This window comes from Henriciella barbarensis (assembly GCF_003576345.1).
GTDB lineage: Bacteria > Pseudomonadota > Alphaproteobacteria > Caulobacterales > Hyphomonadaceae > Henriciella > Henriciella barbarensis.
The window spans coordinates 1,395,209-1,422,020 of sequence record NZ_QWGB01000005.1; the positions used below are offsets into that span (position 1 = coordinate 1,395,209).

The window sequence follows — 26,812 nt, forward strand, 5'->3', positions numbered from 1 at the left end:
TGGTGGCCGTCGATCAGCGCCGTTTCATACCTCCGAGAATTCCGCGCAGGATATAGCGCGCGACATCGCGCGCAATGGTACGTGTCGCTGTTTTCATGGCCGCTTCGCCAACGGACTGGCGGCGGGAAGAGCGACTGCGGCTCTTTTTCTTTTCCAGCTCGCGCTTGGCCTTTTCCTCCTGCTCGGCAAGGCGCTCTGCCTCGCGTGCAGCGGCTTCCTCCTTGGCGCTGAGGATTTCATAGGCGGACTGACGATCAGCTACTTCGTCATACTGGCGGGCGACAGGGCTCGCCGACATGATGTCGGCGCGTTCGTCATCGCTGATCGGACCCAGCTGCGAAGAGGGCGGCCGGATCAGTGTGCGTTGAACCACACCCGGTGTCGACTTGGCGTCCAGCGTCGAGACGAGCGCCTCGCCGGTGCCGAGTGCGGTGATGACTTCCTCGGTGTCGAAATCGGGGTTTGGCCGGAAGCTTTCTGCTGCTGCACGCACGCCTTTTCGCTCAGTCGGCGTATAGGCGCGCAGGGCATGCTGGATACGATTACCGAGCTGGGCGAGGACGCTGTCGGGCAGGTCGCGCGGGTTCTGCGTCACGAAATAGATACCGACCCCCTTGGAGCGGATAAGGCGCACCACCTGCTCGATCTTCTCGACCAGCGCCTTTGGCGCATCCTTGAAGAGCAGGTGCGCCTCGTCAAAGAAGAAGACGAGCTTTGGTTTGTCCGGGTCGCCCACCTCGGGGAGTTGCTCAAACAGCTCAGACAGGAGCCAGAGCAGGAAAGTCGAATAGAGCTTTGGTGAGTTAATAAGGCGCGTTGCATCCAGCACGTTCACGATGCCACGCCCGTCATCCGCATTTCGTATGATGTGCGAGAGGTCGAGTGCCGGCTCTCCGAAGAAAAGCTCTGCACCCTCGCGCTCAAGCCGCAGGAGGTTGCGTTGAATGGCGCTCAGCGAGGAGGTTGCCACATTGCCATAGCGAAGTGACACCTCTTCGCGCACTTCCTTGTCGCCAAGGTGGATGAGCAGCTTCTGAAGGTCCTTGAGGTCCAGCAGGAGAAGGCCCTCATCATCGGCATATTCGAAAGCGACCGTCAGGACGCCTTCTTGTGTCTCGCTGAGGTCCATCAGGCGCGACAGCAGCGTCGGGCCCATTTCCGCTATGGTCGCGCGGACAGCGTGTCCCTTCGTGGCAAACACATCCCAGAAGACGGCAGGTACGTCATGATAGCTGTAGTCCTCAAAGCCGATCTTCGTGGCGCGCGACATGAAGGCGTCGTGCAGCTTGAATGTCTCGGTGCCGGATTTGGCGATACCGGACAGATCACCTTTCACATCGGCACAGAAAACAGGCACGCCTTCGCTCGAAAAGCCCTCTGCCATGATCTGCAGGGTCACCGTCTTGCCCGTGCCTGTCGCGCCCGCAATAATACCATGGCGATTGGCCTGTTTCAGGAGCAGCCGCTGTGCCTCGTTCTGAGCTTCACCGCCCCCGCCGATATAGATGCTGTCGCCCATGTGCCTGTTCCTTCGTCTCGCGGGGGCGGAAGCTAGCCGTAAACGCAGCAGCCGCAAAGGCCCGGCGGATGGCAAATGAGCGCGGCACGTGTTTTGACGTCGCCTGACGCGAGAGCCATTCTGAAGACGACACATTCAGACACCAGAACAAGGAGGCTGACCTTGAGCAAGAAATCCCACCACTGGATGAATTTCGACACCAGCAAGCACGGCGAGGTCTTCGGCAATTATCAGAAGCTTTATGATGCCGTGGACGCGGCGGCAGCGGCCGCATTTGTTATCGGCTCTGCGCTTTTCTTCAGCGAGGCAACCCAGACGCCAGCGACCTGGCTCTTCCTGATTGGCTCGCTCTTTTTTGCAATCAGGCCTTGCGTCCACCTCGCCCGTGATTTCCACATGTCGCGTCTACCAAACAACGGTGACAAAGCGCAGGGAGAATAGAACGGAATGAGCATGCGGTCGGGCATCGTTGCCCTCTGGATCATGGCGATTGGGGTCATCATCGCCCTGCTTTATTTCGGCCGAGCCATTCTCGCGCCGTTCGCGCTGGCGGTGTTCCTGTTTCTCATCATGGAAGGCTTCACACGCCTTATCCGCGAACGCGTTGGATTCATGTCCGAAAATACGAGCCGCGCCGTTTCAATACTCGGCACGCTTCTCGGCTTCGGTCTCTTCATTGGTCTGCTTGCGCAGGGGATTGCCCAATTCAGCGATCAGGCAGGCGAGTATGAGGAAAAGATCAATACGCTCATTGCTGATGTATATCAGACGGTGAATATGGGGCAGGCCCCCACGCTTACGGAGATCCTCTTCGATGAGCGCGGCCAGCGTTTCTTCGCCACCATTGCGGGCGCGATGGGAGACCTCTCAGGAGACCTTGTCATCATCCTGATCTACGTCGCCTTTCTGTTTCTTGCGCAGAGTGCATGGGCACCGAAGCTGGACCGCATCTTCCATGACGACGCGACGCGCGCGCAGGTCAGCAAGATCGGTCACGCGGCTCGCCGGGGGATCGAAACCTATCTCTGGACCCAGACAGTCATCTCCGTGATGATCACCGTATTTACCTACATTACGCTGGTTGCAGTCGGGGTGGAGAATGCGATCTTCCTCTCAGGTCTCATTTTCATCCTTAATTATATCCCGACCGTCGGTTCTATCGTTGCCGCCTTCGTACCCATGCTGTTCGCACTGGTGCAGCCGGAAGTTCCCAGCTGGATCCCCGGTGGTGCGCAGGATGGCTATGTCTTTGCGGCGATCGTTTTTGCGGCTGTCAGCTTCTGGCAGTTCATGATCGGCAATTTCGTTCAGCCGCGTATCATGGGCGAGTCATTGAACATATCTGCACTGGTCGTGCTGCTTTCGCTCGCAATCTGGGGGGCGATCTGGGGCATACCGGGCATGTTCCTTTCCGCGCCGCTCACCGTCCTGATCATGATCCTTTGTGCGCAATCAGAAACGACGCGCTGGATCGCGGTACTTCTATCTGCGGATGGTGACCCCGGAGGCACACTGACGGGAGAGCCAGACAGTATCGCGCAGAATTCTGCAGAGACGACTGCCAACTGACCTTGGCAGAAATGTCCGGCACTCACATATATCGCGTGTGCCAGGTGACGGCTACGAACTTATAGCTCGTGCCAGATAATCGGGCCTCCGCGTGCGTCCCCCCACCCAGCCTGCGGAGTTGCCCGTAGGGCCCGCCGGACACGTCCCCGTCTGGCGGGTCCGCTTGGGCCTTACCTCCTCAATCCTGTCTTGCTGCGCCCGACATGAAGCCGCGGACAGCGTCGGCTGCCAGCGTGAACTGCGCGAAATTCGCATTTGCCGATGACAGTGTGGATAGCTGGCTCGTCAGGGCCCGTTTCTCGCTGTCATGTGCGCGAAGCCAGTCTTCCAGGCTGCCTTCTTCTAGCGCCATGGCAGTCGCCTGCGCCTGATGACGGCGAATGTCCTCGATCAGGCGGCGCGTTGCGAGCCTCTCCCAGTAATTCGCGCCTTCCATGCCGCTCAGTGCGTCATGGCGCAGCCTGTCGAGGCGCAGTGCTTCGCCCAGTTTGAGATAGGTCTTGAGGGCTTCGTCGACCGAGACATTCGGCCCATGTGCGAGAGCGTGAAGCTCTACCGCTGCCGGACGAAGTGGCATCAGCGCTGCCCTGCTGGCGAAAGCTTTCTCCAGGCCTGCATTCGTAAGGGCTGTGGCGCGCTTGCGGGCCTGCTGTGCCTCGAACCCTTCAAGAGAGCTTTCAAGGGTCTCGTCGAGTGATTTGAATGCGCCGTGATAGCGCTCCACAGTTTCTTCGACCGGGGCGCCCGGTTCGAGCCGGATGAGGGCTGCGGCGGTATCGGCAACTGCTTCGGCGCCGATCTGCATAAGCTCCGTCTGGAGGCTAGCGCGCACTTCATTGTCGAGGCGGTGAACGTCCTGTTGGAAGCCCGGCAGGCCGATCAGGCTGGCGGCGGTCTCAAACGCGCGGCAAATTTCGGCATTTTCAGCGCCGGTACGTTCACGCAGCCGCAGCAGCATGAGCGGGCCGCCCGCATCGATCAGCCGGTTGGCGAGCACGGTGGCGATGATCTCCCGGCGCAGCCTGTGGGCTGCCATTGCATCATCGAACTGGTGCAGCTCGCTCGGAAAATAGCCTTCCAGCGTCTTTGTAAAGTATGGGTCATCCGGAACATCGGATGCGACGATATCGTCGAACAGCGTTATCTTGGACCAGGCCAGCAACACGGCCAGTTCGGGCCGGGTCAGCCACTGCTTGTTCTGCGCGCGCTCCGTCATCTCCGATGTTGGGGGCAGGCTCTCCACCTTGCGGTCGAGCACGCTGCGGCCCTCAAGATAGCACATCAGCCGTTCATTCGCTTCGTGGTCACGCCCGGCGGTCGCTTCAGCCAGGGTGAGCGCGCCGGTCTGCGAGTAGTTATGAGCCAGCACATGGGCTGCCACGTCGTCTGTCATCGTCGCCAGCAGATGGTTACGGCTTCCGCGCGGCAGGGCGCCCCCGCGCATCGCTTCAGAGCAGAGGATCTTGATGTTGACCTCATGGTCAGAGCTGTCGACGCCGGCCGAATTGTCGATGGCGTCGGTATTTACCCGCCCGCCGCGTAGCGCAAACTCGATGCGCCCGGCCTGCGTCAGGCCAAGGTTTGCGCCTTCGCCGATGACTTTCGCCTTCAGGTCGCGGCCATTGACACGGATCGCGTCATTTGCCCGGTCGCCAGCATCGCCCTGCGTTTCCTGCGATGCTTTCACATAGGTGCCGATCCCGCCAAACCAGAGCAGCTCACATTCGCTCTTCAGCAAGGCATGCAGCAGTTCATCCGGCGTCGCCTCATCGGTCTTGAGGCCGGTCATCTTTTTTATCTGGGCGCTCAGCGGAATGGACTTTGCGCTGCGCTCGAAAATGCCGCCGCCTTCTGAGATCAGCGACTGATCATAATCCATCCAGGATGAGCGCGGCAGGTCGAACATCCGCTTACGCTCCTCCCACAGGCGCTCTGGCTCCTGCGGGTCCGGATCGATGAAGATGTGCATGTGATTGAAGGCCGCTTTCAGCCTGATCTGCTTCGACAGCAGCATGCCATTGCCGAACACATCACCCGACATGTCGCCGCAGCCGATCACGGTAAACGGTTCTGTCTGGATGTCCTTGCCCATCTCGCGGAAGTGACGCTTCACCGCTTCCCACGCGCCGCGTGCCGTGATGCCCATCTTCTTGTGGTCGTAGCCAGCAGACCCACCCGAGGCGAATGCGTCGCCCAGCCAGAAGCCATGCTCAAGGCTGATCTCGTTCGCAATGTCAGAGAAGGTCGCGGTGCCCTTGTCGGCCGCAACCACGAGGTAAGGGTCATCTCCATCCCAGACAACGACATCAGCAGGCTGGTGGACCTTGCCGTCAATCAGGTTGCCGGTGAGATCGAGGAGAGAGCTGATGAAAGTGCGATAGGCCGCGATACCCGCCTGGTTGCGTTCCTCGCGGCTGGCATTCGCCGGGATCTGCTTGGGAAAGAAGCCGCCCTTGGAGCCAACTGGAACGATGACGGCGTTCTTCACCTGCTGGGCCTTCACGAGGCCGAGAACTTCAGTGCGGTAATCATCGCGCCTGTCAGACCAGCGAAGGCCGCCGCGCGCCACCTTGCCAAAGCGGCAATGCACGCCTTCGACCTGTGGGCTCGCCATGAAGATTTCACGGAACGGCTTTGGCGCCGGGAGGTCTGAAATCTCCTGGCTCGCAATCTTGAAACTGATGAATGGGTGGGCCGTGCCATCAGGCCGCGTCTGCCAGAAATTCGTGCGCTGAATCGCCATGATGAGGCGTGCGATGCGCCGGATCACGCGGTCCTCATCCAGCGAGGAGACTTCATTCAGGCGTGCCTCGATGTCGAGGCGCTTTTCCTCGGCTTTCTTCGCGCGGATTTTCAGGTCCTCGCCCGTGCCCGGGTTAAACCGGATTTCGAAGAGTTCGAGCAGGGCGCGGGTCAAGCCGGGATGGCGCTGCAGCGCTTCAATCTGCGTGCCGCGAGCCGGGTCGAGACCCGTCTGGTGCCTGTAAGCACAGAGCGTGCGCAGCAAGGCCGCTTCGCGCCATGTCGCCGAGGCGGTGAACACAAGACCGTTAAAGCGGTCATTCTCTGCCCGCCCATCCCAGATCGCTACAAAGGCCTCTTCGAAACGGGCTGCAATATCCGCTGGGTCGAGCGCCGTGCGGCCAGCGGTACGCATCTTCAGCGCGTGAACCCAGTACGTGTCTGGCCCATCTGCGGCAGGCTTGGGCTTCGGGTTGACCGGATAGCCGGTCTCGAAATCGACGAACAGGCCCATATTTTCAAAGATCGGGACACAGTCCGACAGGGCGATTGCGCCACTGCGCGAATAGATCTTGGCAGAAATCTCCGATTCCGGCGCGCCGTCAGGTCGGAAGGCGCGCAAGCGGATGGGCCGCGCCGGTCCAAGGGCGCGGATCGCTTCGACATCGAGCAGCGCTTCTGCAGGCGGAAAGGCTTCGCGATAGGCGGCGTTGAACGCACCGCGGAAAGCGTTCGCTTTCTCAAACTCGCTGTCAGGGACGCCAAGCCCGGCCAGTGCTTCACGGAAAGCGTCATCCCAGGTCCGCGCAAGGTTGGCCACATCGGCTTCAAGCTGTTCGACATCCGGCTGGACCGTCCCATTCGGCAACTCGATCAACAGGTGCACCCGCGCTAGCGGGGAAGCGTCAAAGCGCGGCTGGAAGGAAATAAGCTTGCCCTTGAACGCCTTCGTGACATGCGCGCTGATACGTTCCCGCACAGCGGAATCGTAGCCATCGCGCGGCACGAAGACGAGGACTGAAACAAAGCGGTTGAACCGGTCACGGCGCACAAAGAGACGCGTGCGCGGACGCCCGACCAGATGCAGCGCACCCTGTAGCAGCGGGATCAGCGTCTCCGCGTCGGCCTGCAACAGTTCATCACGTGGCCAAGTTTCTAATATGTTGGACAGCGCCTTGAAGTCATGGCTGCCTTCAATTGCGCCGGTCGCTTCCAGCACGCTTGCAACGCGCTGGCGCACCAGCGGAATGTCTCGCACGCTCTGATTATAGGCTTCGGCGGTATAGAGCCCGAGAAAGCGCGTCTCACCGACGACGTTTCCTTTGGTGTCAAAATGCTTGACCCCGATATAGTCGCAGAGGGCACGCCGGTGCACGCGCGAGGTCAGCGTCGATTTCGCCGCGATCAACGGGTCAGGCTCCGACAGGAACGCCCCGATGGCCGGGGTCAGCATCAGCGGCTCTGAACCGCGCCGAAGAACGTTGCGGTCCTCGTCGCGCAAGAGGCCCAGATTGGAACCCTCGACCATAAGCGGCTCTTCAGGCAGCACTGTGCCATCTTCGGCGGTTTCGAACCGGTAGTCGCGCACACCCAGGAAGACGAAATGCTCATCGGCCAGCCAGTTGAGGAAGGCGATGGATTCCCTGCATGTCTCGTTTTCACAGGAGGGGTCGTTCTCCAGTCGCTCGATCTCGCGCTGCATGCGTGCCTGCATCTCGCCGAAATCGGCAACTGCCATGGCGACGTCGCGAAGCGTCGCGTCTGCACCGTCCTTCAACGTCCTGCATTCGGCCGCGCTCAACGCTGGCACATGAATCTGGATCAGCGACAGGCGCACGCCTTCGCTTGTCGTCAGGATGGGGTGGAAAAGGGCGCGGACCTCAAGGCCCTGTTCAGCACAAAGACCCAGTAGCGAGTCGACCAGGAACGGCGTGTCACGGGTGACTGTTTCCAGCACGCTCGTGCCGGTCAGGCGGTCTTCATCGCCGCGCCCATCCCGTACGCGGATGCGCGCGCTCTCGCCATCATAGCTGGCGGCAAGTTCCGCCATGCTCGCCGCCTGCACTTCGATGTCCTTTGCAGACAGCAAGGACAGGTGTTCGGTCTCGGCAGTGTCGCGGAAGTTCTGCAGGATATCTTCCAGTCGCACCTCGCCGATGGGCGGGGTGGCGTTTTGACCGGCGTCCGACATGTCGAAGCTCCTGATTGGCTCGTTCAAAGCCCGCTTCTATCTGCGTCGGAAGGCCGGGGCCAGTGCCCTTCGCACGCTGCAGGTGCGAAGGGCAGGGGCGTTTTAGTCCTCAATATCGCCGCTGAGCGCTGCGGAAAGCTCATCAATCTTCTCGCTACGGAAGGCTGAGCAGAGGTTTGCCGCTTCCTCAGCCTGCGCCAGGGAGCGCTCATAACCGGGAATGAGGTCTGCATTGGTCACGAAGAAGTTCTTTGCTTCGGTAACCGCTTCGGCTTCACAGAAGGACGCGACAGCGCCAGCAGACTGGGCCTTCCTGATTTCAGGCGTGCGCGTGATGACATCGTTGAAGTTGGCCTGATAGAGGGCCCAGGCCTGTTCGCGGTTCGCGTCATTACGCAGCGACTGCTGCATCACTGACCAGGCTTCCTGACCCTGCCAGTCCTCGCCGCTGATTTCTTCATAAAGGGCCCGCAGCTCATCTTCCCCGACATTCTGCGCCAGCACGCTGAGGACGATACTGCGTTCACGCTGGTCGCTGGTATTGCGGGCATAGTCGAGCGCGGCCTCATAGAAGGCTTCGCCGCCATTGAGGGCGCCGTACTTCATTGCAGCTGCGAACTCTTCCGGCGACACGGCAGACGGGTCCGCTTCACCTTCGACGCCAATAAAGCTGTCGGCGCGGTCTGCAAGTTCGCTGCGCTCTTCGTCCATCTCACCCATTTCAAGAAGCGCGACATAGAGGTCCGAGAGCAGAAGCGTTTCGTCCTGGCCAAGGCTGTCTTCGCGGGCCTTCAGCGCCTCATAGACGGGCCGATAGGTCTCCTCGACCCAGTCGGTCATGCCGCCGCGGTCCTGTTCAGGCAGGCTGCCATAAAGGCCCCGCGCGATCTTGATCGATTGAAGGGCGACGTCCCATTCGCCCTGCGCGCCAGCGGCCAGTGCATCGAGCAGCGCCCGGGCCGGAGCGTCGCCCGCACGGAAGGAGGCTGAGACGCTGTCGAGCATGGAAAGCTGTTCCTGTGCGCTCAGCGTGTCAAAGTTATCGGTCAGGGCGCTCCAGTTTTCGTCGGATAGGTTGAAGCGCCAATATCCCCCAGCCGCGTTTGGCATGACCCAGTTGGCGCAACCTGCTTCGAGCGGGAACTCGGTCGTCTTGCCGGTGAGCATCCGGCGAACCGTCTGATCGCCCGCCGGGCCGTCGATGCGCATGGAGAATGGCACCTGCCAGGTCTGGCCGTCTGGATTGATCTGCGACCCGAGCGGCGCATAGCGCTGCTGGGTCACGGTGATGAGACCGGTCTCGTCTTCGTTACACGTCGTCTCGACGTTGAGGTACGGAATGCCTGGCTGGAAGATGAAGGAGCGGAAACTCTCGACAACGCCATTGTCGCCGCTGCCTTCAGCCACCGATTGCATGAAATCGTCGACGTCGGCTGCATCGTCTTCGAAGCGCTTCATGTGCAAGCGGATGCCTTCACGAAATTCTTCGACGCCCAGATAGGATTCAAACATCGACAGGACGTGCCCGCCCTTTGAATATGTGATGCCGTCAAAGGCATCATTGATATCGGCGTTGCGTTCGATCGGGTTACGAATCTGGCGCGCATTCTTCAGACTATCTGCGCCCATTGCGGCAATGCCGCGGCGTTGGGTGGCGCGGTCAAAACCCTGGTCAGGATAGATCTCATCCATGGTCTTGTAGCTCATCCATGTGGCGAATGCCTCATTAAGCCAGATATCGTTCCACCATTCAGGGGTGACGAGGTTGCCGAACCACTGGTGGGCAAGCTCGTGCGCATGCGTGGTCAGGATACCGCGCTGGCGGTCCACAGGCGTGCGGTCAGAGATGAGTAACGCGCTCTCGCGATAGATGATCGCGCCTGCATTCTCCATGGCGCCATAGGCAAAGTCGGGTACCGCGATGAGGTCCAGCTTCGCGTACGGGTATGGATAGTTGAAATAGGTTTCCTGCTGGTCGACCATCTCATCGGTGATGTTCATCGCGACCTGAAGCTGGTCGCCTTTGCCGGCGGGGGCAAAGCCGCGAAACGGCACCTGCTTGGCGCGCAGGGAGTTGGCCGCAAGCGGCGCGCCCTCGCGCATGTCGTATGGGCCGACAGCCAGCGCGACGAGGTAGGACTGGATTTCACGCGTCGTCGCGAAGGAGTGGCGCACCATCCCGCCATCGAGCTGGGTCGTGCCGGTCAGCGGCGCATTGGTGATGACCTGATTGCCCGTTGGTGCGGTGACTGTCAGCGTCCACGGCGTCTTGAAGCGCGGCTCGTCGAAGCCCGGGAACATGCGACGTGCGTCGATGGGCTCCATCTGGGTGGCAAGATATGGACGCCCATTCTGCGTCGCCTTGTAGAGGCCCGCGAGACCGAAATTGTAAGGCGCACGATAGTCGATGATGAGCGTCGAATTGCCGGCCGGGACAGGCTCGGCAAAGTCGATCTTGGACACGCCGCCATCGGCAAGGCTGCCTTCGAACGTGCCTTCGATTTCGGTGCCATCGTCAAGGCGTACAACAGCGCTGTTGATCGTCTGGTCCAGCGAATGCAGCCAGATGCGCGCATGCGGTTCTTCAAGTCGGATGTCGATTTCAGCGGTACCGGTAAAGCCATCCTGCGCAGGGTCCGTCGTCAGGTTCAGGCGGTAGGCCGTCGGGCGCACGCCCTCGGGCAGCTGGCCTGCAGGCGGCGTTTCAAGTCGAACCGGCTCATTCTCGGCGGTGGTGGTGTCTTCTGACTGGCCGCCTTCGCCCGGACCACATGCAGCAAGCAGCGCAAGGCTGGCGGCAGTTACTAGGATGGACGTTTTGAACCTGTTAAGCGACATGCACGAGTCTCCGGGCAGAATTAATGGGCGTTGATCGGCGCTACTGATCGCGCAAAGTCGTTACAGATAAAAGGTCTGAACTGGAATGAACGTGTCCAGAAAGGAAACTTCATGAAACGTCTCTGGCACTGGCCGCTCGATCCGGGGTGCAGAACGGTTCGGCTGGCCCTTGAGGAGAAGAAGATCGCGTTCGACGCCAAGGTCACCTGGCCGGGCGCAACGATCAGCGAACTTGCGAACCTGCCGCCCGGCAGCGACCTGCCTGTCCTCCTCGATGCATCCGGCGAACAGAAGATCATTGCCTCCGGCACGCATGCAATCCTCGAATACATAGAGGAAACCGATGCCGCGCCGCGCCTGATGCCGCTGCTCGCAAAAGACCGCGCCGAAGTGCGCCGCCTCTGGCAGTGGAGCGAGACCTCCTTTGCCGAAGTGAACCGCTCCCTCCTGGCAGAGCGTGAGAACCAGTGGGTCCGCCGGTCCAAACAGTCCGACACGACCCGCCTGCGTGAAGGCATTCATGCCCTGAAAAGCAAGCTCGGCTTCCTCGAAGGGCTTGCCGGTGTGCGCACTTATATGGCGGGGCGCACGCTCAGCCTTGCGGACCTTTCCATCGCCGCGCACCTGTCGGCCTACGACTATTTCGGCGATGTCCCGTGGGACCTCACGCCCGATCTCAAGCAGTGGTATGCCCGGATGAAGTCGCGCCCCTCCTTCCGTCCGCTGCTGGCCGACAAGGTGGAGGGAACGCGCCCGCCGCGCCATTATGCTGACCTCGATTTCTAGATGGCAGACGCCGCCGAGACGCTTGAAGCCTGGCTGAAGGAAGCGGCGCTGGAGCTTGGCTTCTCGGACTGCCGCATCTGTCGCGCCGATGAGGCCTGGCCAGTGGGAGAGCGCCTCGCCGAATGGGTTGAGGAAGGCCGCCACGGCGACATGGCGTGGATGGAAGCGACGCTCGAGCGGCGCAAACACCCCACCAATATGTGGGAAAATGCCCGCTCTGCCATCATGCTGGCCGTCAATTACGGCCCCGAAACCGATCCGCTAGAGGCGCTGGAGCAGACCTCCCACGGCAACATCTCGGTCTATGCGCGCGGCGGCGATTATCACGACCTCATCAAGAAACGCCTGAAACAGCTTGCCCGCGCCTTCGTCGAGAAAGCTGGCGCCGAGGTGAAGGTCTTCGTCGACACCGCGCCGCTGATGGAAAAGCCGCTGGCCGCGCGTGCCGGGCTCGGCTGGCAGGGCAAGCACACCAACCTCCTCAGCCGTGAGTTCGGCAACTGGCTGTTTCTTGGCTCCATCCTGACCGATGCAGAGCTGACCCCGGATGCCCCGGAGGCCGACCATTGCGGCTCCTGCACCTCCTGTATCGAAATCTGCCCGACGCAAGCCATCACCGCGCCATACCAGCTCGATGCCCGCCGCTGCATCTCCTACCTCACCATCGAGAATGCAGGGCATATCCCGGTCGAGTTTCGCGCCGCGATGGGTAACCGGATCTATGGCTGCGATGATTGCCTTGCCATCTGCCCGTGGAACAAGTTCGCCAGCCGTTCGGCCGAGACAAAGCTCTGGGCCCGGCCAGAGCTGAAGTTGCCAGAACTCTCGGACCTCGCCGCCCTCGATGATGCAGCCTTCCGTGAGGTCTTCTCCGGCTCCCCGATCAAGCGCATCGGGCGGAACCGTATGCTCCGCAATGTTCTTATAGCTATCGCAAACAGTGGCGACGCCTCGCTGGTAGAGCCGTCCGTCATCCCGCACCTGGATGATGAGGCAGCGATTGTGCGGGGCGCGGCGATCTGGGCGCTCGCATGCCTTGATACCGCCCGCTTTGCAGTCGAAAAGGCCGCGCGCAAGGCAACAGAGACGGATGAGGAAGTGAGCGCCGAATGGCAAAAGACACCGGCATGAGCCAATCCTCGCGCGGCCCAGTCCTCAAGTGGACCCTGCGCATCCTTAAAATCTTAGCCGCCCTCTTCGTGCTGGTTCACCTCTATACGCTCGCTCTCAAATGGGTGCCCGTGCCCGGCACGATCCTGATGGGCCAGCGCATCATTGAGGGAGAAGATTTCCGGCGCGTCATCGTCCCGCTGGAAGAGATTTCGCCCAACCTCGTCTACGCCGTCATCGCCGCTGAAGATGCCCGGTTCTGTGAGCATGACGGGATCGATTTCGAAGCCGTCGGTCAGGCCCTTGAAGAGCGCCGCCAGGGCCGCTCACAGCGCGGCGCGTCGACCATCACCCAGCAGACGGCCAAGAACGCTTTCTTCTGGAATGGCGGCGGCTTTGTCCGCAAGGGTGGCGAAGCCTGGTTTGCGATCTTCATCGACGGCATCTGGGGCAAGCGCCGCGTGATGGAGCAATACCTCAACACGATCGAGTGGGGCGATGGCATCTTCGGCGCAGAAGCGGCGGCCCGCGTTCGTTTCGGCAAGCATGCGAGTGAGCTGACAGAGCGTGAGGCCGCCCTGCTGGCCGCAGTCCTGCCTAACCCGCATGAATGGCGTGTCGACCCGCCCGGCAACTATGTCAGCGGCCGCGCGGGCACGCTGCAATCGCGCCTGCGGGTGGTTTCCAATGACGGTCTGGCGAACTGCGTTCTCTAGGGCGACCTAGCAGCGCTCTGCCGAACTGATGGCAAGTGACCCGGCCATCGACCCTGCCCCCTGAAGGAACGGGCTGTCATTCTCCACCACGACGTCCGCAATGACGCCATCCGCCTCCGGGCACCATTTCTCTTGCACCGGCACATTCAAGTCGGCCCATTCCTTTGGCGCAATCTGCGGCGTCTCTGCGAAGGCAGGGCGCGTCGCCACCTCGATCACATGACTGTCGGCCGCGTCATCACACCAGGCAGGCCGCTCTCGGCCAAGACGCGCACAGGCAAGTGCCTGCAAAGCGTTTTTGGCGCGCGCGTTGGGCGGCGCAAAGACAGGAAGGTCCGCCTCCGATGTATCCTCGATATGCGTACCTGTCATGGCCTCGGCCTCCACGGCTTCGTCAGCCCGTGCGATGACAGGCGACTCGATGGCGCTTCGCGGTTCAGTCTGCGAGGCTGGTGCAGGGCCGGTCGCAGGGGGCGGCGCTTGCTCTGCTTCAATTGGCAGAGGGGTTTCGGGTTTCGACTCAGGTTCGGCCCCTTCATGTGGCAGTTCGACCAGCTCGACCGGAATAAAATCTGGCGCACTCTCCGCACCCTCGAGTGGGTCGGTCGGAAAACCCAGAAATAGCGCAATCATCGCTCCATTGACGCCGATCGACGCCAGCACTGGCCAGCTGCGTCTTGTCAGATGCAGCGGCAAGGCCCCCACGTGTCCGCTCAGCCCTCAGCGTCGACGCGCTGGGCTTCCCGAATGTGGCCCCTCAGGAGCAGCGTGTCGATGTTTTCCCCGTCGAGCAGCAGCGCGCGATTGATATCGGCCTCCGCGGCGTTGAGCTTGTTTTCCTCAAGGAAAAGTTGCGCCCGCATCTGCAGCGCGTCGACAGAATTCGGCACCAGGGCGAGGGCTTCGTCGAGGTCAGCCTGCGCCAGCTCATACTGGTCGGTGCTGAGATAGGCCGCTGCCCTGTCTGTCAGGACGCCGGGGTCCTGTGGTTCGATCTTCAGCGAATTGCTCAGCGCGACGATGGCAGCATCCGGATAACCTGCGATCAGCCAGGCATTGCCAGACTGCGCCAGGTACACTGCGCGGTCACCAAGCCCGCCTGCGTCAGGCGCATTGGCCAGCTCTTCAAGCCGTGCCGCCGCCTCGCGGTACTCGCCAAGACCCAGCAGCGCTATGGCGTTGCAATAGCGCGCTGCTGGCCGCGCGCCCTCACCGATCCAGGCAAGGCTTTCTTCCAGCGCGGCTTCCGGCCTTTCATCGGCCAGCGCGAGACAGTCATTCAGGCGCTCGCGCTCTGCGCGCACGATGTCTGCTGTCGATGTTTGCGCCACTGGAAGCGCGGCGATGAGCAAGGCAATGAAGGCTGACAATTGGAATCTGGTCCCCGAACTCTAATCTGAGGCTCTTGACTAATGGGCAGGAAGACAGGCCGCAAATGACAGTTGTTTCACGCAAGCTATTCCTGATCGGGCCGGGCTATTCCGCCCGCGAACTGGCAGCGATCTGCAAGGCTGAAGGCGGCTGGACGGTGCTCGGCACCGCCCGCAGCGCCGACAAGGCAGATACCTTGCGCGAGCAGGGCATCAAGCCTGTGATGACAGACGATGAAGGCGCCATCGAGGCGGCTTCACGGGATGCACATCTCGTCATTTCCACCCCGCCCGGTGACGAAGGCTGCCCCGGCTTTGAATTGGCCGGTGCGCACGCGGCAAGTGCGGCCTCTGTCACCTACCTCTCCACCACTGGCGTCTATGGTGACCTCGATGGAGGCTGGGCTTTTGAATGGCTACCCGCCAATCCGGGTTCCAACAGGGGTGAGAGAAGAGAGCTCGCAGAGCGCCAGTGGCTCAGTGTGCGCCCCGATGCGCGCCTCATCCGCTTGCCGGGTATCTACGGGCCCGGCCGCTCACCGATAGATCGTCTGCGCTCAGGTAAGCAGGAGCAAATGGTCAAACCGGGACAGGTGTTCTCCCGCATCCATGTCGATGACCTTGCCAGCGGCCTGATGGCCCTGATCGCACGGCCGCATCTGTCCGGCGTCTTCAACCTCTGTGACGACGAACCGGCGCCGCCTGAAACCGTCATGGATTTCGCCGCCGACCTGATCGGCCTGGAGCGGCCAGAACACGTCACTCTGGACGAGGCCGATGCCAGCGCCATGGCTCGCAGCTTCTATGCCGAATGCAAGCGCGTGCCGAACGCAAAGCTGAAGGCGGCGACTGGCTGGCGGCCGCAATACCCGACCTATCGCGAAGGCCTCACCGCCATTTTCGAGGCTGAGAAAAGCTGAACAGTCCTATCACAAAGCCTTGTTCCGATTGAATGCGCCTTGGCGCTCATTACCTCCCTGTGCGACAAGTTCGCACAAAGCGAGGAAGGAACAGCCAATGAGCGATACCGAGTACACCCCACCGAAAGTCTGGACCTGGGACAAGGAAAGCGGCGGGCGCTTTGCCAAGATCAACCGGCCCATTGCCGGTCCAACCCATGACAAAGAGCTGCCCATCGGCAAGCATCCGATCCAGCTTTATTCGCTCGGCACACCCAACGGGGTGAAGGTCACCATCATGCTGGAAGAGCTTCTGGCCGCCGGTCATACGGGCGCCGAGTACGACGCCTGGCTGATCAATATCGGTGAGGGTGACCAGTTCAGCTCCGGCTATGTCGACCTCAACCCGAACTCCAAGATCCCGGTCATGGCCGACCATACGACAGACCCGGTCACCCGCGTTTTCGAGAGCGGCTCGATCCTTCTCTATCTGGCTGAAAAGTTCGGCGCCTTCCTGCCGGAAGATCATCACAAGCGCACAGAGGCCATGAACTGGCTCTTCTGGCAGATGGGGTCAGCACCCTATCTCGGCGGCGGTTTCGGCCATTTCTACGCCTATGCCCCGTTCAAGATCGAATACGCCATCGACCGTTTCGCCATGGAGGCAAAGCGCCAGATGGATGTGCTCGACCGCAACCTCGCTGACCGCGAATATATGGCGGGCGATGAATACTCCATCGCCGACATGGCGATCTGGCCATGGTATGGGGCCCTCGCCAAGGGCATCATCTATGAGTCCGGCGAATTCCTGCAGGTCCACGAATACAAGAACGTGATCCGCTGGACCGATCAGATTGCCGAACGCGAAGCGGTCAAACGCGGCCGCATGGTCAACCGCACCTTTGGCGACCCAAGCTCACAGCTACGCGAACGCCACGACGCCAGCGACTTCGAAACGAAGACGCAGGACAAGCTGGAAGGGTAGCTTTCGGCATGAAGAGAAACGGCCTGCTGCTTTCCGCGCTATTGATAGGCGCATGTGGCAGGCCGTTCGATCTGGAATAAGCTGCCGAGATTTACGAGCGCAATGAAGCACCATTGGCAGAAATAGTTTCGGCGGCCAATGAGGGAGTTGGTGCGGCTGAACTTGAGAAGCAAGCGAAACGTCAATTCGGATTAGAAAGCCTGAGCGTATTTCGGGGTGACGATGGTGTCGTAGACAGCATTCAATTGACACTGAAAACCTATGGCCTTTCGATTAGCGGTCGCGTCGTTAGTCTGTGGTACTCAAATGATATCGACGCTGCTGAATACGAAGCACTAGGCAATCAGTATTTCGACCGTTGCGATGAGACGGCTATCGACGCCTCGAAGAATATGAAGGGAAATGGAGCGGTTCTGTGCCGTTTGTCCGCTAGATGGATGGCGGTCCAGGTTTCCAGCTGAGGCTGTAGGGGGGGCAACTTTTGAAACGCCACAAGCTCATGCTCGCCTCTTGCGCAGTCCTTTTGCTGTCAGGCTGCGGGGCAACATCATCGAAAACAACTATTGCTGACACCGTTGCCTTTTACGAGCAGCATGCAGTTGTGCTTGGGCGCAGTATTGAGGCCCTTCAACAGGGGGCGCCGCACGGTTCTATAGAGGCGGAATTGCGTCAGCAACTCAAGGTCGCCGGCGTCAGTTTTTACCCGGCAGAAGCAGGTGTTTCAGACTTCGGCTACATCACGCTCTCACGCAGCGGATCAACTAATCCAGAACATTCGGTCTCCCTCATGTATTTTGCCGACTATGATCGAAGCATGCTCCCATATTGGACCGGACAGGTGTTCGATACTTGTGGACCAGAAGCTGCCGACGCCGTTGCGCATCCGAAGCCGAATATCTCCCAAGTTTACTGCCGCATAAATGATGAGTGGCTGGTCGTAGAGACATTTACGCCTTCATCGTGAGCCCGGCTGTAAAGGCACAGGATCGGCTGGAAGGGTGGGGCGAGGCTGGGCGGGCGTTCTATCGAAACAGACCGCGCTACCTCGACACCGCCTGATCGCCCTGAAGCGCTGAAACATTTTCCTCATCCGCTGCATCAACAGAAGGGGTGAGGTTATCGTAGCCATAGCGGGAGGCGGTTTCCCCCAGCTCTGTCCAGACCCGGGCCGCTTCCTGTTCTGTCAGGACCTTGCGCCAGCCATTCAAAAAGAGGCCAGGATTGCGGTCGGGATTCATTTCCTTGCTGACCGCCAACGGCATTTTCCGTATAAATTCAGGGATGGGGCGGTCGATGAGCGTACTGACCGGGCGGATCAGGACGCCCGGGTCGCCGACTACGTCTTCATAGCGCACAGTAACATTGGGCATGTCGCAGGCGTCCCAGGCTTCGTGCCAGTCATCATAGCGCCCACCAGCATACGACCCGGCAAGAATGCTGCTAAGGTCATAGCTGGTGCGAAGTTTCCTGAACGAGGCGACGGCGCGGACCGGGTGCCGGGTCATGCAGATATAGGCTTCGCCCTCAATCGGCTCTTCGGGCGGAAGTTCATGGGTTTTGACGAAGAATATTTCGCTGAGAGCTGCGCAGTCACGTCGCAGCTGCGGATTATCTTTGAGGCGCTGAAGCGCGTTGTTCTGGAGACCGATATAGGGCGGGTAACCAACTTGGTAATACCGGACAAAGTCGCCGAAATACTCTGGTTTCAACCGCTCGGATTTGGGCGCGTCTGAAGGGTATCCATTCGCCGTCAAATTGCGAAAGTTGAGAAACAACAGGTTGCGCGTCAGCGCATTTCCGCAGCGCGGCCATGTGGCGACATAGACAAGCATTACAGCTCCTTGGCAGGGCTTCGGTTCCTAGAACACGATGTTCGCCGCGCCAACATCAGACCTAGAAAAAATGCGTGCCGTCAATGCTGGTTGGGGGGCTCGGTCAATCGAAATCGTGAAAGAAACAATTTCATCCACCCCCTTCTTATCCACCATTAGGCTCGCGCCATGATCAGCCGCGAGCAGATACGCCTCATGCACGCCCATGTGCCGCCAGTCTTCTGGCCGGTGCTCTGGCTCTACATCTTCCGGCTCTGGCTAACGCTGTTGAAGGCCGCGCTGGAAGGGCGCGAGACCGTGCTCTATACGGTCGGGCGCACCGGTATCATCTATGTCACGCATATGGCTGACAGCGAGGCAGAGCGCCGCGCGCGTTGCCCGCTCGGCGAGGACTTCGACCGCACGCCGTAGACGCGGCTCCTTCCGCTCGACCTTGGCGAACTTGCCGCGCTCCTCCAGCCGCAGTTTCGTGAAACACCGCTGCTGCACCATGCGTGCACCGCCAGTACACCGTCACTGCACCACCTGGCGGCACCGCCTTAGAGCGGGTGTCCCATCGAAATTGGAAATTGTCCCCGCTGAGCCCCCCGTTCAGCGGCCGCACGTGCTGGCATTGCGTACTTCGCGCCCACCCGGTTGCGGCGAGGGTCGGGGTGGGGCTAGGCCGCCTCGTCCGTATTCACCGCGAATGGATCATAGTTGAGTATCGGGGCGAGCCAGCGTTCGGCAGTCCGGGTGTCCCAGCCCTTGCGGCGCGCATAGTCCTCGACCTGATCGCGTTCGATGCGGCCAACGGCGAAATAGGCGCTTTCAGGATGGGCAAAATAGAGGCCCGAGACCGACGGCGCCGGGCTCATGGCAAAGCTGGTCGTCAGGGAGACGCCGATCCGTTCTTCGGCTTCAAGAAGCTTGAAGATCAGCTCTTTCTCGGTGTGGTCGGGCTGGGCCGGATAGCCGGGGGCAGGGCGGATACCGCGATACTTCTCCTTGATCAGCTCATTATTCTCGAGCTTTTCATCGGCGGCATAACCCCAAAGCTCTTTCCTGACCTTCTCATGCATGTATTCGGCCATGGCTTCGGCGAAACGGTCGGCCAGCGCCTGGACCATGATGGCGGAATAGTCGTCGCCATTGGCTTTGAACTCTTTCGCCATCTCGTCGGCTTCATTGCCCGAAGTGACGCAGAACGCGCCGATATGGTCGCCCTCCGGCGACAGGAAGTCCGACAGCGCCAGGTTTGGCCGCTCATTGGTCTTCTTCATCTGCTGGCGCAGCGTGTGAAGCCTCTCGCCCGAAGCAAGCTCGATGTCGTCCCCAACGCGCTTTGCTTCCCAGAAGCCGATAGTCGCTTTGGGTTTGAACCAGCCTTCACCGAGAAGGCGCTGAAGCATGACCTGCGTATCGCGCCAGAGATCTGAGGCAGCCTCGCCGACTTTCTCATCCTCGAGGATCTGCGGGAAGTTGCCGGCCAGATCCCAGCTCATGAAATAGGGGGTCCAGTCGACATAGGCGGCAAGCTCTGAGAGATCGACGTCCTCAAATGTTCGCACCCCGGTGAAGGTCGGGGCCGGGGCAGAGGCTTCAGTGGCTTTGAATGCCAGCTCGCGAGCTTCGCCAATCGGTAGGCGCGGGGTTGGCGGCCCGCCTGCGCGGCTCTCGCGGATACGGTTATAGCGCGATTTCGTCGCGCCCCAAAGGGTTTCGCGGTCTGCTTCGTTCATCATCGCGCTGACGACGCCAACTGCGCGGCTGGCGTCGCTGACATGAATGACCGGGGCTGAGGGAAAGACCGGGTCGATCTTGACGGCGGTGTGGGCCGGCGACGTCGTTGCCCCGCCAATCAGAAGCGGCAGGTGAATGCCCTGGCGCTCCATCTCTGCAGCGACAAAAACCATCTCATCCAGCGACGGCGTGATCAGGCCGGAAAGCCCGATCATGTCGGCTTTTTCCTCGATAGCTGTCTCTAGGATTTTCTCTGCCGGAACCATCACGCCAAGATCGACAATGTCATAGCCGTTACAGCCAAGAACCACGCCGACAATGTTCTTGCCGATATCGTGGACGTCGCCCTTCACCGTGGCGAGAACGACCTTGCCATTGGACACCTTGTCGAGGCCAAGCCGCTTCTGCTCTTCCTCGATATACGGCGTCAGATGGGCCACGGCGGCTTTCATGACGCGGGCCGATTTCACGACCTGCGGCAGGAACATCTTGCCGGCGCCGAAGAGGTCGCCGACGACATTCATGCCGTCCATTAGCGGGCCTTCAATGACGTGAAGCGGACGCTCTGCTTTCTGGCGGGCTTCTTCCGTGTCCTCGACGACGAATTCGGTAATACCCCGTACCAGCGCGTGTTCGAGGCGTTTTTCGACCGGCTGCTTGCGCCAGCTCATATCCTTTTTTTGCACCTCGCCTTTCTGGCCGCGATACTTCTCGGCAAGCTCCAGAAGGCGTTCGGTGGCGTCGTCTCGGCGGTTGAGGATCACATCCTCGACGGCATCGCGAAGCTCGGCGTCGATATTGTCATAGATATCGAGCTGGCCAGCATTGACGATGGCCATGTCGAGGCCGGCCGGGATCGCGTGATAGAGGAAGACCGAATGCATCGCCCGGCGCACGATCTCATTGCCCCGGAACGAAAAGGAGACGTTCGAAAGACCGCCGGAGATATGGCAGTGCGGCAGAGTCGCCCGGATCGCCTTGCAGGCGTCGATGAAGTCGACAGCATAATTATTGTGCTCCTCGATACCGGTCGCGACAGCGAAGATGTTCGGATCGAAGATGATGTCTTCGGGCGGGAAGCCGACTTCTTCGGTCAGCAGCTTGTAGGCGCGGGAACAGATCTCGATCTTGCGCGCCGCCGTGTCTGCCTGGCCGTCCTCGTCAAAGGCCATGACGACTGCGGCAGCACCATAAGCGCGGATCTTGCGGGCGTGTTCAAAGAACTGGGCCTCGCCTTCCTTCAGCGAGATGGAATTCACGACCGCCTTGCCCTGAACGCATTTCAGACCCGCCTCGATCACCTCCCATTTGGAGCTATCGATCATCACCGGCACGCGCGCGATATCTGGTTCGGCAGCGATGAGGTTAAGGAAAGTCGTCATCGCCTCGACGCCGTCGAGCATGCCTTCATCCATGTTCACATCAATGATCTGGGCACCATTCTCGACCTGCTGGCGTGCGACATCGACGGCGGCATCATAATCGCCCACCTTGATAAGGTTGCGGAATTTGGCCGAGCCGGTGACGTTCGTGCGCTCACCGATATTGATGAAGGTTTGGGAGGCGGATGAATTTGTCATGATTGATCCTTTTACGGACCCTCTTTTCGTCGTCGTGTTGTTGAGAAAACCGTCAGGCGGTTCTTGCTGCGCTTTTGCGGCCAGCTGACCAGAAACCTGATCTTACCATGGGCCGGCCCGCGACCGGACGGTTGTAGACATAGGCCCAGGCTTTCGTGCAGGGGCGGCCAAAATCGTCGAGAATGGAGACCTTCTCGCGCCGGTAAAGGGCTTTTACGGGGGCATCGGTACGCACACCTTCGAACGCGTCGAGTTTGCGGGCAATGCGCGGATGATCGAGCCGGTAAAGCATGCCGTGGCAGATGCCTTCCTTGCGTAATACGCCGGGATAAGACCCCATGTCGAACATCGCGCCCTTGAAGCGACATGGGCCGAGGAATTCACCGTGGCGCTCCAGGTCCACGCCCTTCGGGCCGCCCGGCATACCCTGCTTGAGCAGGCCGTAGAAAACGAAGTGGTCTCCGGCAGATACAGGTGGTGCAATCATTTCGCGGCCTCCGAACGGCGGGTCATACCGGGGAGCCCGTCGATGCTGGAGGCGTTCTTGGTCAGGCGGCTCTCTCGCCATTCCTCGACTGGCTTGTTGTCGACATAGCGCTGCAGCTGATCGCGCTGTCCCTTGAACTCATAGAAGGGGACGCCCCAGCCACAGCTATCCGAGACGCTGGTAATATCGACATAGATTATATTTCGCGCGCGCTCATGGCCTGGCGGGAAGCGACCGATCTCTGCCTCGAAGTCCGGGTGATTGAACTGGAGGGTTCGCCCCTTCCCATAGATGCGGACGATATTGGCCGGGCCTTCAAATGCGCAGAACATGATCGTGATCCGGGCATTCTCATTCACGTGGGCGAGAGTCTCGATGCCTGACCCGCCAAGATCAGCATAAGCGACGGTCTTTTCATCAAAGACGATGAAGCTGTCATAGCCTTTGGGCGAGGCGTTTACGTGCCCATCCTGCGACAGCGGGGCCGTCGCGACGAAGAACATCTTCTGCGCCTTGATGAAGGCGATCAGCTTGTCATCGAGTTTTTCGTACGTCTTGCCCATGGCTCTCCCCGTCAGCTTGCGAGCTGGAAGGGTTCTAGCCCGGAGAGGCGCATGGCGCGAGGTGGCTCCGGGATAATTCGGGGCGCTTTACCCTCAACTGCCTTGGAAATAGCCGCGATGTGCGGGGGAGTGGTGCCGCAGCAGCCACCAAGCAGGTTGACGAGGCCGGATTTCGCCCATTCCTCAAGCTGTGAGGCGGTCTGTTCTGGTAATTCGTCATACTCGCCGAATTCATTCGGCAGGCCTGCGTTCGGGTAGGCGATGACCCGCGTGTCAGCGATCTTGGAGATCGCCGCGATATGTGGGCGCATCATCTTGGCGCCGAGCGCGCAGTTGAGGCCTATGGCCCAGGGCTCGGCGTGGCGGACCGAATGCCAGAAAGCTTCAGCGGTCTGGCCAGAGAGAGTGCGCCCGGAGGCATCGGTGATCGTACCTGAGAGGATGACAGGCGTGCTGTCGCCGCTCTCAGCGCGATAATCCATCACGGCTTTGATGGCGGCCTTTGCATTCAACGTGTCGAAGACCGTCTCGATCAGGAAGAAGTCGATATAGGGCGCCATGGCGCGGGCCTGTTCGAGATAGGCCTCGCGGACATCATCAAATGTGACTTCGCGGTAGCCTGGATTGTTCACGTCGGGCGAAAGCGACAGCGTCTTGTTCGTCGGGCCAATCGCACCGAGTACGCCGACGGGCTTGCCGGCTGCGTCAGCGGCTTCGCGGGCAAGACGTGCACCTGCGGCGGCGATTTCAGCCGCGATGTCCTGCATGTGATAGTCGCCCTGTGCAATCGTAGTGGCGCTGAACGTGTTGGTTTCGATGAGATCGGCGCCCGCCTCGATGAATTTCGTGTGGATGGCGCGAACGGCATCTGGCTGGGTCAGGTTCAACAGGTCATTATTCCCCTGAACCGGGCTTTTCCAGTCAGCGAAACGCTCACCGCGGAACTGCTCCTCAGAAAACGTGTATTTCTGGAGCATCGTGCCCATCGCCCCATCAAGGATGAGGACGGCGCTTTGCGCTTTCTTTTCGAGATCTGCGATCAGTATTTCGCTTCTCATCAGGCTGCCTCCGCCGTTGCAGGTTTAAGGCCGAGCAGGTGGCAGGTGGACAGTGCAAGGTTTGCCCGGTTCAGCGTGTAGAAGTGGAATTGCGTCACGCCGCCATCGGCAAGCTTATGGCAAAGCTCGGCAGCAATGTTTGCGGTGATGAGGTCGCGCGTGTCGGCGTCATCATCGAGACCCTCGTAGAGCTTGTGCAGCCAGTCAGGCACGCTCGCCCCGCAAAGACCTGCAATACGTTTCAGGCCGTTGAAGTTCGGCTGGAGCATGATGCCCGGCACGATGGGCATGGTGATCCCAGCATTGCGGGCACGGTCCAGGAACTCGAAATAGATATCGGGTTCAAAGAAGAATTGCGTGATCGCGCGGTCGGCGCCGGCATCCTGCTTTGCCTTGAGGTGGGCGAGATCAAACTCCCAGCCGCGCGTATCCGGGTGGGGTTCGGGGTAACAGGCGACGGAAACTTCGAACACTTTCCCGAGGTCAGGACGGTGTGCACGAAGGCTCTCGATCAGCTCGATCACATTCTGGAAGCCACCGGGCGCCTGTTTCCATTCAGCGCCCATGCCGTCAGGGGAGTCGCCGCGCAGGGCGACGATGTGACGGACCCCGGCTTCCCAATAGTCCTCTGCGGTCTGCAGCACGTCTTCTTTCGTTGCGCTGACGCAGGTGAGGTGAGCGGCTGGGATGAGCGACGTCTCGCTGGCGATCCGCGCAACGGTGTCATGGGTGCGCTCACGCGTGGAGCCGCCCGCACCATAGGTGACGGAGACAAAATCGGGCTGCATCGGCTCAAGCCGGCGCACGCACTCCCAGAGGCGCTCATCCATGGTTTCATTCTTCGGCGGGAAGAATTCGAAGGAGACGCGTGGCCTCTCCTCGGCCTGACGGGTGGCAACAGACAGATGGCTCATGCTGCGACGTCCTTTTTCTCTTCAGTTTTACGGGCCGACCAGATGAGGACTGCAATCCCCTGGTCGAGATCTTTTGGCGGCTCGAACCGCGTCACATCGTCGAGTTTGAGCCCCGACTGGCTGGTCCAGAAGCTCATCGCATCTTCGCGGATGCCGAGACGGCGATGCCCGAATGCTTCGCGCATGAACTCGTGATTGTGCGAAGCGAAGTCCACGATGATAAGCTTGCCGCCGGGTTTCAGAATGCGGCCGGCTTCGCGTACGACTTTTTCGGGCTCTTCTAGATAATGAAGGACCTGGTGGACGATGACGATATCTGCACTGGCCGTATCGAACGGCGTTGCGGTCACGTCGCCCTGGCGGACGCGGGCCTGTGTAATGCCGGCCTCAGACAGCTGCGAACGGGCTAGCGTCAGCATCTGGTGGGACAGGTCCAGCCCTTCCGCCTCGCGGGCGCGGCCACTAAGAAGGGCGAGCATGCGCCCGGTACCTGTGCCGAGGTCAATGATGCGCTGGAACGGGCCCGGGCCAACCGTTTTCAGGATCGCAGCTTCGATCAGTTCCTCGGGATAGTGCATGGCACGGATGCGGTCCCAGTCGGTTGCGATGGAGCTGAAATATGTGTCGGCCGACGCCTGCCGGGTACGGCGGACGGCGTCCAGCCGGGCGCGATCATTCGGAAAATCGCCGCTCGCTTCATCAATAAGTTCAAACAGGCGGTCGAGCAGCGCGCGTGCCCAGTCCGTACCCGGCAGGCGATAGAAGACCCATGCCCCTTCAGGCAGGCGTTCTGTGAGGCCGGCAGAGGTCAAAGCTTTGAGATGGTGCGACAGGCGCGGCTGGCTCTGGCCAAGGACGGTGACAAGCTCACCAACCGACAACTCGCCATGCTGGAGAAGCGCCAGGATGCGCAGGCGTGTCGGCTCACCTGCCGCGCGCAATGCGTCTACAATGGAGGGCGCTGCCTGTTTCATATCAGCATATAAACATGTCTTTATATGTCTGACAATACGGGGGTGCGTCGTGCCCTTGTTGCAACGCTTTCGGGGCTCCTTGCCCAACTTCCTCTGGGCCGACATTGAAAGCGACGCGTATTCAACTCATATGCTGCGACCAGAAGACGGAAAATATCAATGAAGACTGCAGCCCTCGCCTCCCTCGCGCTTTTGACTGTGACCGCTTGCGCGTCGACCCAAACGGGGGGCGATGCCTCCTCTGGTGTGAACGATCCTTTCGAGGGTGTGAACCGCAATATCTACGCCTTTAACGAAGCAGTCGACAAAGCCGCCATCGAGCCAGTCGCGCGCGGCTATCGCGCCGCAGTGCCTGAGCCGGCCCGGGACGGCGTGCACAATGTGCTGACCAATATGCGCCAGCCTATCGTGTTCACCAATTCGGTGCTGCAGGGGAATGCAAACGCATCCGGCGAGACGCTGAGCCGCTTCCTGATCAACTCGACCATCGGTGTTGCCGGTATATTCGATGTCGCCAGCACGCTGGGCATTGAAGAACATGATGAAGACTTTGGTCAGACGCTCGGTGTCTGGGGTGCGGAGCCCGGACCATTTATCGTCCTTCCACTGCTTGGTCCAAGTAGCGTTCGCGACACGGTCGGCATCGCGACAGACCGTATGTTCGATCCGCTGACCTGGACTGAATTCGAAGATGCCGATCTCGACGATGATATCGCCGTGACCCGTACGGTCCTCGGGGTCATTGATACGCGGTCAAGGCTTATCGAGGTCATCGAAACCCTGCGCTCCCAGCCGGAACCCTATATCGCTCTACGCCGGAATTATCTTGGCCAGCGCGAGGCTGCTGTGAGAAATGGGCAGACTGAGGCAGATCCGTACAAAGATTTGCCTGATTTCGATGTATACGATGATGCTGGCGCCCAGGGGACGGGTGTCGAGGACGAACAGGACTAAACA

General features: G+C 60.3%; 23 protein-coding genes. 11 read left to right on the forward strand and 12 right to left on the reverse strand.

What is annotated here, in order from left to right:
• Positions 1-13 precede the first annotated feature (13 nt).
• Complete coding sequence (locus D1224_RS09925; RefSeq protein ID WP_119379715.1) at positions 14-1,519, reverse strand: helicase HerA-like domain-containing protein; 1,506 nt, start codon at positions 1,517-1,519, stop codon at positions 14-16.
• A 162-nt stretch (positions 1,520-1,681) separates the two neighbouring features.
• Between D1224_RS09925 and D1224_RS09930 the strand changes: the two genes are divergently transcribed.
• Together D1224_RS09930 and D1224_RS09935 are read left to right on the forward strand one after the other, a co-directional pair.
• Positions 1,682-1,960: a YrhK family protein gene (locus D1224_RS09930; RefSeq protein ID WP_119379716.1), complete on the forward strand. Its 279-nt coding sequence runs from the start codon at positions 1,682-1,684 to the stop codon at positions 1,958-1,960.
• A 6-nt stretch (positions 1,961-1,966) separates the two neighbouring features.
• Positions 1,967-3,088 (forward strand): AI-2E family transporter, encoded by a 1,122-nt coding sequence (locus D1224_RS09935; RefSeq protein WP_119379717.1) that lies wholly within the window; start codon positions 1,967-1,969, stop codon positions 3,086-3,088.
• Positions 3,089-3,266: 178 nt separating this feature from the next.
• Here D1224_RS09935 and D1224_RS09940 read toward each other — a convergent pair whose 3' ends face one another.
• Entirely contained in the window at positions 3,267-8,021 is a 4,755-nt protein-coding gene (locus tag D1224_RS09940; RefSeq protein WP_119379718.1) for an NAD-glutamate dehydrogenase, read from the reverse strand.
• Between the two features lie 102 nt (positions 8,022-8,123).
• The gene (locus D1224_RS09945; protein ID WP_119379719.1) at positions 8,124-10,859 is read right to left on the reverse strand and encodes a M1 family metallopeptidase; all 2,736 of its coding nucleotides are present in this window, start codon (positions 10,857-10,859) and stop codon (positions 8,124-8,126) included.
• A 111-nt stretch (positions 10,860-10,970) separates the two neighbouring features.
• Here D1224_RS09945 and D1224_RS09950 point away from each other — a divergent pair, with 111 nt between their 5' ends.
• From D1224_RS09950 to mtgA, 3 genes are read left to right on the forward strand one after another with little or no spacing between them, the layout of a single operon-like run.
• Positions 10,971-11,645, forward strand: a complete 675-nt coding sequence (locus tag D1224_RS09950; RefSeq protein WP_119379720.1) for a glutathione S-transferase family protein — start codon at positions 10,971-10,973, stop codon at positions 11,643-11,645.
• Positions 11,646-12,776 carry a tRNA epoxyqueuosine(34) reductase QueG gene (gene queG / locus D1224_RS09955; RefSeq protein ID WP_119379721.1) on the forward strand — a complete coding sequence of 377 codons (1,131 nt, stop codon included), beginning with the start codon at positions 11,646-11,648 and terminating at the stop codon, positions 12,774-12,776.
• Positions 12,773-13,471 carry a monofunctional biosynthetic peptidoglycan transglycosylase gene (gene mtgA / locus D1224_RS09960; RefSeq protein ID WP_407647459.1) on the forward strand — a complete coding sequence of 233 codons (699 nt, stop codon included), beginning with the start codon at positions 12,773-12,775 and terminating at the stop codon, positions 13,469-13,471. Before queG ends, mtgA begins: the two co-directional genes overlap by 4 nt.
• 6 nt (positions 13,472-13,477) lie before the next feature.
• On the opposite strand, the gene D1224_RS09965 is transcribed toward mtgA, so the two are convergent.
• Together D1224_RS09965 and D1224_RS09970 are read right to left on the reverse strand one after the other, a co-directional pair.
• A complete protein-coding gene (locus D1224_RS09965) occupies positions 13,478-14,134 on the reverse strand; it encodes a hypothetical protein (RefSeq protein WP_147372362.1) in 657 nt (218 codons plus the stop codon).
• Between the two features lie 50 nt (positions 14,135-14,184).
• Positions 14,185-14,841 carry a tetratricopeptide repeat protein gene (locus D1224_RS09970; protein ID WP_119379724.1) on the reverse strand — a complete coding sequence of 219 codons (657 nt, stop codon included), beginning with the start codon at positions 14,839-14,841 and terminating at the stop codon, positions 14,185-14,187.
• A 65-nt stretch (positions 14,842-14,906) separates the two neighbouring features.
• On the opposite strand from D1224_RS09970, the gene D1224_RS09975 reads away from it, so the two are divergent.
• From D1224_RS09975 to D1224_RS09990, 4 genes are all read left to right on the forward strand, one after another.
• Positions 14,907-15,761 (forward strand): Rossmann-fold NAD(P)-binding domain-containing protein, encoded by an 855-nt coding sequence (locus D1224_RS09975; RefSeq protein WP_233350475.1) that lies wholly within the window; start codon positions 14,907-14,909, stop codon positions 15,759-15,761.
• A 97-nt stretch (positions 15,762-15,858) separates the two neighbouring features.
• Complete coding sequence (gene yghU, locus D1224_RS09980; RefSeq protein ID WP_119379725.1) at positions 15,859-16,725, forward strand: glutathione-dependent disulfide-bond oxidoreductase; 867 nt, start codon at positions 15,859-15,861, stop codon at positions 16,723-16,725.
• Between the two features lie 113 nt (positions 16,726-16,838).
• Positions 16,839-17,186 (forward strand): hypothetical protein, encoded by a 348-nt coding sequence (locus tag D1224_RS09985; protein ID WP_119379726.1) that lies wholly within the window; start codon positions 16,839-16,841, stop codon positions 17,184-17,186.
• Positions 17,187-17,206: 20 nt separating this feature from the next.
• Entirely contained in the window at positions 17,207-17,689 is a 483-nt protein-coding gene (locus D1224_RS09990) for an LPS-assembly lipoprotein LptE (protein ID WP_147372363.1), read from the forward strand.
• A gap of 76 nt (positions 17,690-17,765) precedes the next feature.
• Here D1224_RS09990 and D1224_RS09995 read toward each other — a convergent pair whose 3' ends face one another.
• Positions 17,766-18,557, reverse strand: coding sequence for a sulfotransferase family protein (locus D1224_RS09995; RefSeq protein ID WP_119379728.1), 792 nt, complete (start codon positions 18,555-18,557; stop codon positions 17,766-17,768).
• Positions 18,558-18,725: 168 nt separating this feature from the next.
• On the opposite strand from D1224_RS09995, the gene D1224_RS10005 reads away from it, so the two are divergent.
• The gene (locus tag D1224_RS10005) at positions 18,726-18,968 is read left to right on the forward strand and encodes a hypothetical protein (RefSeq protein ID WP_147372364.1); all 243 of its coding nucleotides are present in this window, start codon (positions 18,726-18,728) and stop codon (positions 18,966-18,968) included.
• 248 nt (positions 18,969-19,216) lie between these two features.
• On the opposite strand, the gene metH is transcribed toward D1224_RS10005, so the two are convergent.
• From metH to D1224_RS10035, 6 genes are read right to left on the reverse strand one after another with little or no spacing between them, the layout of a single operon-like run.
• A complete protein-coding gene (gene metH / locus D1224_RS10010) occupies positions 19,217-21,859 on the reverse strand; it encodes a methionine synthase (protein ID WP_119379731.1) in 2,643 nt (880 codons plus the stop codon).
• Between the two features lie 52 nt (positions 21,860-21,911).
• Positions 21,912-22,346: a gamma-glutamylcyclotransferase family protein gene (locus D1224_RS10015; RefSeq protein ID WP_182482229.1), complete on the reverse strand. Its 435-nt coding sequence runs from the start codon at positions 22,344-22,346 to the stop codon at positions 21,912-21,914.
• The gene (locus D1224_RS10020) at positions 22,343-22,909 is read right to left on the reverse strand and encodes a pyridoxamine 5'-phosphate oxidase family protein (RefSeq protein ID WP_119379733.1); all 567 of its coding nucleotides are present in this window, start codon (positions 22,907-22,909) and stop codon (positions 22,343-22,345) included. The genes D1224_RS10015 and D1224_RS10020 overlap by 4 nt, the downstream gene beginning before the upstream one ends.
• A gap of 11 nt (positions 22,910-22,920) precedes the next feature.
• Complete coding sequence (locus D1224_RS10025) at positions 22,921-23,967, reverse strand: homocysteine S-methyltransferase family protein (protein WP_119379734.1); 1,047 nt, start codon at positions 23,965-23,967, stop codon at positions 22,921-22,923.
• Positions 23,967-24,881, reverse strand: a complete 915-nt coding sequence (metF, locus tag D1224_RS10030; protein WP_119379735.1) for a methylenetetrahydrofolate reductase [NAD(P)H] — start codon at positions 24,879-24,881, stop codon at positions 23,967-23,969. The genes D1224_RS10025 and metF overlap by 1 nt, the downstream gene beginning before the upstream one ends.
• Positions 24,878-25,855, reverse strand: coding sequence for an ArsR/SmtB family transcription factor (locus tag D1224_RS10035; protein ID WP_119379736.1), 978 nt, complete (start codon positions 25,853-25,855; stop codon positions 24,878-24,880). Before D1224_RS10035 ends, metF begins: the two co-directional genes overlap by 4 nt.
• Positions 25,856-26,014: 159 nt before the next feature.
• Between D1224_RS10035 and D1224_RS10040 the strand changes: the two genes are divergently transcribed.
• Entirely contained in the window at positions 26,015-26,809 is a 795-nt protein-coding gene (locus tag D1224_RS10040; RefSeq protein WP_199288460.1) for an MlaA family lipoprotein, read from the forward strand.
• Positions 26,810-26,812: the final 3 nt, after the last annotated feature.

What these genes read in the sequence shown, in the direction of transcription:
- D1224_RS09925 (WP_119379715.1), bottom strand. Translation starts at nt 1,519, where the DNA reads ATGGGCGACAGCATCTATATCGGCGGGGGCGGTGAAGCTCAGAACGAG.
- D1224_RS09935 (WP_119379717.1), top strand. Translation starts at nt 1,967, where the DNA reads ATGAGCATGCGGTCGGGCATCGTTGCCCTCTGGATCATGGCGATTGGG.
- D1224_RS09940 (WP_119379718.1), bottom strand. Translation starts at nt 8,021, where the DNA reads ATGTCGGACGCCGGTCAAAACGCCACCCCGCCCATCGGCGAGGTGCGA.
- D1224_RS09945 (WP_119379719.1), bottom strand. Translation starts at nt 10,859, where the DNA reads ATGTCGCTTAACAGGTTCAAAACGTCCATCCTAGTAACTGCCGCCAGC.
- D1224_RS09950 (WP_119379720.1), top strand. Translation starts at nt 10,971, where the DNA reads ATGAAACGTCTCTGGCACTGGCCGCTCGATCCGGGGTGCAGAACGGTT.
- queG (WP_119379721.1), top strand. Translation starts at nt 11,646, where the DNA reads ATGGCAGACGCCGCCGAGACGCTTGAAGCCTGGCTGAAGGAAGCGGCG.
- mtgA (WP_407647459.1), top strand. Translation starts at nt 12,773, where the DNA reads ATGAGCCAATCCTCGCGCGGCCCAGTCCTCAAGTGGACCCTGCGCATC.
- D1224_RS09975 (WP_233350475.1), top strand. Translation starts at nt 14,907, where the DNA reads ATGACAGTTGTTTCACGCAAGCTATTCCTGATCGGGCCGGGCTATTCC.
- yghU (WP_119379725.1), top strand. Translation starts at nt 15,859, where the DNA reads ATGAGCGATACCGAGTACACCCCACCGAAAGTCTGGACCTGGGACAAG.
- D1224_RS09995 (WP_119379728.1), bottom strand. Translation starts at nt 18,557, where the DNA reads ATGCTTGTCTATGTCGCCACATGGCCGCGCTGCGGAAATGCGCTGACG.
- D1224_RS10005 (WP_147372364.1), top strand. Translation starts at nt 18,726, where the DNA reads ATGATCAGCCGCGAGCAGATACGCCTCATGCACGCCCATGTGCCGCCA.
- metH (WP_119379731.1), bottom strand. Translation starts at nt 21,859, where the DNA reads ATGACAAATTCATCCGCCTCCCAAACCTTCATCAATATCGGTGAGCGC.
- D1224_RS10015 (WP_182482229.1), bottom strand. Translation starts at nt 22,346, where the DNA reads ATGATTGCACCACCTGTATCTGCCGGAGACCACTTCGTTTTCTACGGC.
- D1224_RS10020 (WP_119379733.1), bottom strand. Translation starts at nt 22,909, where the DNA reads ATGGGCAAGACGTACGAAAAACTCGATGACAAGCTGATCGCCTTCATC.
- D1224_RS10025 (WP_119379734.1), bottom strand. Translation starts at nt 23,967, where the DNA reads ATGAGAAGCGAAATACTGATCGCAGATCTCGAAAAGAAAGCGCAAAGC.
- metF (WP_119379735.1), bottom strand. Translation starts at nt 24,881, where the DNA reads ATGAGCCATCTGTCTGTTGCCACCCGTCAGGCCGAGGAGAGGCCACGC.
- D1224_RS10035 (WP_119379736.1), bottom strand. Translation starts at nt 25,855, where the DNA reads ATGAAACAGGCAGCGCCCTCCATTGTAGACGCATTGCGCGCGGCAGGT.
- D1224_RS10040 (WP_199288460.1), top strand. Translation starts at nt 26,015, where the DNA reads ATGAAGACTGCAGCCCTCGCCTCCCTCGCGCTTTTGACTGTGACCGCT.